Annotated in this window: 3 protein-coding genes; all 3 read left to right on the plus strand. The window is 40.0% G+C overall.

Annotation, left to right across the window (positions count from 1 at the left end; genetic code table 11):
- A partial coding sequence (locus NG55_RS20295; RefSeq protein WP_081409022.1) for a YadA-like family protein occupies nt 1-3,652 on the plus strand: 3,652 nt, incomplete at its 5' end.
- Nucleotides 3,653-3,714: 62 nt separating this feature from the next.
- The gene (tpgA, locus tag NG55_RS20300; protein ID WP_065344257.1) at nt 3,715-4,506 is read left to right on the plus strand and encodes a trimeric autotransporter adhesin/peptidogylcan-associated protein TpgA; all 792 of its coding nucleotides are present in this window, start codon (nt 3,715-3,717) and stop codon (nt 4,504-4,506) included.
- 413 nt (nt 4,507-4,919) lie between these two features.
- The coding region (locus NG55_RS20305; RefSeq protein ID WP_065344258.1) for an ESPR-type extended signal peptide-containing protein at nt 4,920-6,401 on the plus strand (1,482 nt) is incomplete at its 3' end.

A 6,401-nucleotide genomic window follows, 5' to 3' on the forward strand; every position in this document is an offset into this window, starting at 1 on the left:
GAATGTGATTACGCGTACCACTAAAGATGGTATCAAGATCGAATTGTTAAAAGATGCGAAATTCGACAGCATCACGACTGGTGATACGGTATTAAACGACAAAGGTGTGACCATTAAAGATGGTCCAAGCATTACCAAAGATGGCATCGATGCGGGTCATAAAGTCATTACGAATGTTGCTGATGGTAAAGATGGGAAAGATGCAGTCAATGTTGACCAGTTAACCAAAGTCAAAGATGGTTTAGATGGTAAGATTACCGATACCAATACTAAGTTAGATGATGCTAAGAAAGACTTAGGTAACCAAATTGCGGATACCAAAGATCAGTTAACGACTCAGATTACAGATACCAAGACTGAGTTAAACAACACGATCAATAACACGAAAACAGAACTCAATACCAAGATTGACAACACCAAGACCGATTTGGAAAACAAAGGTCTAAACTTTGCAGGCAATGCAGGTGGAGATGTGCATCGTAAGTTGGGTGAGAAGTTAAATATTGTTGGTGGTGCTGATGCTGCGACATCGGAAGACCAGACCAGCGGTGAGAATGTGATTACGCGTACCACTAAAGATGGTATCAAGATTGAGTTGTTAAAAGATGCGAAGTTTGACAGCATCACCACTGGTGATACGGTATTAAATGACAAAGGTGTGACCATTAAAGATGGTCCAAGCATCACCAAAGATGGTATCGATGCGGGTAATAAAGTCATTACGAATGTTGCTGATGGTTCAATTGCCAAAGGTTCTAAAGATGCAGTGAATGGTGGTCAGATTCAGAATATTTCTGAAAGCATCAAGAACAGCATTGGTGGCAATACGACTGTTAATAAAGACGGTAGCATCAGCACCAACAACGTTGGTGGTACAGGAAAAGACAACATCAATGATGCAATCAAATCAGTTGATGACAAAGTCACCAATGGCGTAAATGACTTGACCAACAAAGGTCTAAACTTTGCAGGTAATGCAGGTGGAGATGTACATCGTAAGTTGGGTGAGAAGTTAAACATCGTGGGTGGTGCTGATGCTGCGACATCGGAAGACCAGACCAGCGGTGAGAATGTGATTACCCGTACCACTAAAGATGGTATCAAGATCGAATTGTTAAAAGATGCGAAATTCGACAGCATCACGGCTGGCGATACGGTATTAAATGACAAAGGTGTGACCATTAAAGATGGCCCAAGCATTACCAAAGATGGTATCGATGCGGGTAATAAAGTCATTAGCAATGTTGCTGATGGTTCAATTGCGAAAGGTTCTAAAGATGCAGTGAATGGTGGTCAGATTCAGAATATTTCTGAAAGCATCAAGAACAGCATTGGTGGAAACACAACTGTTAATAAAGACGGTAGCATCAGCACCAACAACGTTGGTGGTACAGGAAAAGACAACATCAATGATGCAATCAAATCAGTTGATGACAAAGTCACCAATGGCGTAAATGACTTGACCAACAAAGGTCTAAACTTTGCAGGTAATGCAGGTGGAGATGTACATCGTAAGTTGGGTGAGAAGTTAAATATTGTTGGTGGCGCTGATGCAACAACAGCAGAAGACAAAACCAGCGGTGAGAATGTGATTACCCGTACCACTAAAGATGGTATCAAGATCGAGTTGTTAAAAGATGCGAAATTCGACAGCATCACCACTGGCGACACGGTATTAAATGACAAAGGTGTGACCATTAAAGATGGTCCAAGCATCACCAAAGATGGCATCGATGCAGGTCATAAAGTCATTAGTAATGTTGCTGATGGTTCAATTGCCAAAGGTTCTAAAGATGCAGTGAATGGTGGTCAGATTCAGAATATTTCTGAAAGCATCAAGAACAGCATTGGTGGAAACACAACGGTTAATCCAGATGGCAGTATTAGCACGAACAACATTGGTGGTACAGGTAAAAACAACATTAATGATGCAATCAATAATGTGAAAGATGCTGCAACTAAAGCAAAAACCACAGTGACTGAAGGCGACAACATCGTTGTTAAAGAAACCACCAATAAAGATGGTAGTACTAACTACGAAGTTTCAACCAAGAAAGACCTTAATTTAGACAGCATCACGACTGGTGATACAGTATTAAACGACAAGGGTTTAACCATTAAAGATGGTCCAAGCATCACCAAAGATGGCATCGATGCAGGTCATAAAGTCATTAGTAATGTTGCTGATGGTTCAATTGCCAAAGGTTCTAAAGATGCAGTGAATGGTGGTCAGATTCAGAACATTTCTGAAAGCATCAAGAACAGCATTGGTGGCAATACGACTGTTAATAAAGACGGTAGCATCAGCACCAACAACATTGGTGGTACAGGAAAAGACAACATCAATGATGCAATCAAATCGGTTGATGACAAAGTCACCAATGGTGTAAATGACTTGACCAACAAAGGTCTAAACTTTGCCGGTAATGCAGGTGGAGATGTTCATCGTAAGTTGGGTGATAAGTTAAACATCGTGGGTGGTGCGGATGCTGCAACAGCAGAAGACAAAACCAGCGGTGAGAACGTGATCACCCGTACCACAGAAGATGGTATTAAGATCGAATTGTTAAAAGATGCGAAATTCGACAGCATCACGACTGGCAATACGGTACTAAACAACAATGGTTTAACCATTAAAGGTGGTCCAAGTATTACAATCAATGGTATTGATGCTGGTGGTAAGAACATCACTAACGTTGCTGATGGTGTTAATGGCAAAGACGCAGTCAATGTTGACCAGTTGAATAAACTGAAAGACCAGATTGGTAAAGACATCGGTAATCTTTCGGATAATGCTGTTCAATATGACAAAGACAAAAATGGCAATGTTGACAAAAACTCTGTGACCTTAGGTGGTGGAGAAGACGGCACAAACTTGAAGAATGTTGCTGATGGTAAAGTCGAGCAGGGTTCTAAAGATGCGGTGAATGGTGGTCAATTGTGGGATGTTAAGCAAAATGTTGACAAAAACACAAATGATATCCAAAACATCCAGAACAATATCCAAAACATCAATGATGGTAAGACGGGATTAGTTCAGCAGCAGAAACCAAACGGTGAAATTACCGTTGGTAAAGACACGGGTGGTACAAGTATCAATATGGCTGGTAAAGATGGTGACCGTGTCGTGCAAGGTGTTAAGGATGGTGAGATTAAAGCGGGTTCTAATCAAGCCGTGAACGGTGGTCAAATCCATAACATTTCTGACAGTATTAAGAACAGCATTGGTGGCAATACGACTGTTAATCAAGACGGTACGATTAAAACCAACAATATTGGTGGTACGGGTAAAGACAATATTCATGATGCGATTGGAAGCTTGAACCAATCAAATCAAGAGTTGGGTAACAAGATCAACAACCTTGGTGATCAGTTACAACAAGTGTTCTATGACACCAACAAACGTATCGACAATTTGGAAGACAAAATGTCTGCGGGTATTGCTGCGACAGCTGCACTTGAGCAAGCTCCTTATGTACCAGGTAAGTTAACCATGGCAGTTGGCGCGGCTTACTACAACGATCAAAATGCAGTGGGTGTGACTTTCCGTCGTACCGCGGATAATGGTCGTTGGTCATTAACGACAGGTGCTGCTTTAGGTAGCCAAGGTAGTCCGCTAGTACGTATTGGTGTAAGTACAATTATCGACTAATTGCCTTAAATAAGGGGAGTCAAAAGCTCTCCTTATATTCAACAGATATTGTGAGTAGAGAAATGAACAAGAATATTCAAATTTTGATGATGGCAACTTTAGTTGGTTTGACTGCAACCACTACATTTGCACAAGAAGCCGATGTTGCTCAACAAGAAGAAATTAAATTTCCAGCGGTTGAGAAAAGCTATTTAAAACAAGTTCAGCGTTATGAATATGATCATGTTGCTCGCCTAGATACAGGTTTAACCAAAGATCAAATTCGTCACATTTTGGGCCATCCTCAATTTAGCGAAGGCGTATTCTTTGTAAAAACTTGGAACTATATTTTAGATATTCGTCAGCCGAATAGCCAAGACTATTTACGTTGCCAATTACGTGTTGATTTCGATAAGAAATATCTTTCGGAAAGATTGTCTTGGAAAGGTGAAGCATGTGAAGGTTTAATGGCCTGGGGTGCAAATAACCAAGTCCCAACGAATGCCAATATGAATAGCGTACGTTCAGGAAGTATCTTCTTTGCATTTGATCGTTTTAATGCAAATGCAATTGAGCAGGGTTCTAGTGCTGTGACCTCAATTGCACAGCGAATCAAACAAAGCACTTCAACTGGTCCAGTTGTTGTTGCAGGCTTTGCTGATCCATTAGGGAAATTTGCTTATAACCAACAACTATCTTCACAACGTGCCAATACAGTAGCGAAATTGTTGGTGGATGAAGGTGTTGATGCAAATCGTATTCAAATTCAAGCCAATAGCCAAACTGATATATATCAGCAATGTGCAGGGAATAAAGTAAATAGCCAACTAGTTAATTGTTTAGCACCGAACAGACGTGTCAATGTCACTTGGTAAAGTTATTCAAATCGGAAAAGCCAGCATTTATGCTGGCTTTTTTATTTTTTTGACATTCAGATACAAATATTAATTCGAAATTTTAAGATTAAATAAGAAAATTATTGTCAATAACTGTCATGTATCGACACTTTTTGTATATGAATTTGCATAATCTAAAAAATATGAGATCTATTTTTTATTAATTATTAAAATTTAATTACTGATTTTAAATAATTTAAAATAAAAATAAAAAATTATAATTGGTATTTTAATCGGTGAACTAGTCTTGGTACATAGTATTTTAGTGTGATTTACTTCTCGTTTTAAAAAAGCTATTTTATAAGCAATAAATTACATTTCTTTACTTAATAGACAGACTTGTACACATAAGTGCACATGTTGTAACTTTTATCAGCGTTTGGAAAAAAATTATGAATAAGGTTTATAAGGTTGTATGGAACGCCTCATTGGGTGCTTGGGTAGCGGTTTCGGAACTTGCTAAAACAAAAACTAAAACGGGAGGAAGCGTTGGACAGGTCGTCTCTTTAGAGCAACAAGAACAACAAAACGGATTCAGTCTGTTTTTTAATTACAAATCATTGTCTCTAGCCATTTTTGCCGTCTTTACGACAACGTTTGCTTTTGCTGGTTATGAGGCTGGAAATGGTAGTGCAACAACACGAGCTAACTGTACGAGAACATCTGTAGGTACTGGGGGAGAGGCAGCTGGCATAGCAATTAATAATGAAAGTGGTATTGCATGTGCTTCAGCAATTGAATCTATTGCAATAGGTGCAAATATTGCAGCCCAAGGTGAACAGTCGACTGTTCTAGGAAATGATGTTATTGCGAGTACGAGTGCTGTTCAGGCTGTCGTTATTGGTTCAAATTTTAATGCAAATCCTGTTACATCTAATGGTAAAGGTGGTGTTGCAATAGGTAGTGGTTTAAGTGCAGCGCATTCAAGTGCGATTGCAGATGGCCAAGGTACACTTGCTTTGGGTTCAAGTGGGGATGGAACCACAATTAATGGAACAACTTATAATCAGCAAGGACCAGATGCTAAAGCTACTTATAGTGCTGCAATTATGGCTGGTGCAAAGACAACAGCTGGTGCAGATAGATCGATTGCTTTCGGTGTGGGAGCACAGACTGGTGCAAGTGCTGTAGATGGGGTTGCTCTAGGCACAGGTGCAAATGCAAGCGTTGCGAATTCTGTAGCATTGGGTGGGGGGTCGACAACAACTGCACCATCAGGTACGGGCTATATTACAAATTCAGCAGCCCCAACATCGGTTGTTTCTGTTGGTTCTGCCGCTAATCTTAGACGAATTCAGAACGTCGCAGATGGTGCAGCTGATCAAGATGCTGTGACTGTTGCTCAACTTAAAGATGTAAATAATCGTGCAGTTGGAAATACAACTGCATTAGGTGGCGGTGCGACCTATAATGCAGCTACTGATACATATACCGCTCCAAGTTATACGATCAATAAGGCTGATACGGGGTCTTATGCTGCAGCTAATAATGTTGGTACAGCTTTATCTAATCTTAATACTGAAATTCAAAGAGAAATTACTTTTGTTGGTAATACTGGAAACGTAGGACGTAATTTGGGTGAAACCCTAAATATTACAGGGGGTTTGGCAGGAGCGAGTTCAAATAGTAATGTAAAAACAGTTATTTCTGGAAATACTATAGATATCCAGATTGCAAATTCTCCGAATTTTTCAGGAATTGTGACGTCAACTGGCCAGCAAGTGAATGGCAATAGTGTTGTTACTGGCACATCCACGATTGGTAGTGGTGCGAATGCAGTTACTTTATCAGGCACAGCAAATGGGTTAGATGTTGGTGGTAAAAAGATTACCAATGTTGCAGCACCAACTGTAGGTAGTGATGCGACCAATAAA

The organism is Acinetobacter gyllenbergii, from assembly GCF_001682515.1.
Lineage (GTDB): Bacteria > Pseudomonadota > Gammaproteobacteria > Pseudomonadales > Moraxellaceae > Acinetobacter > Acinetobacter gyllenbergii.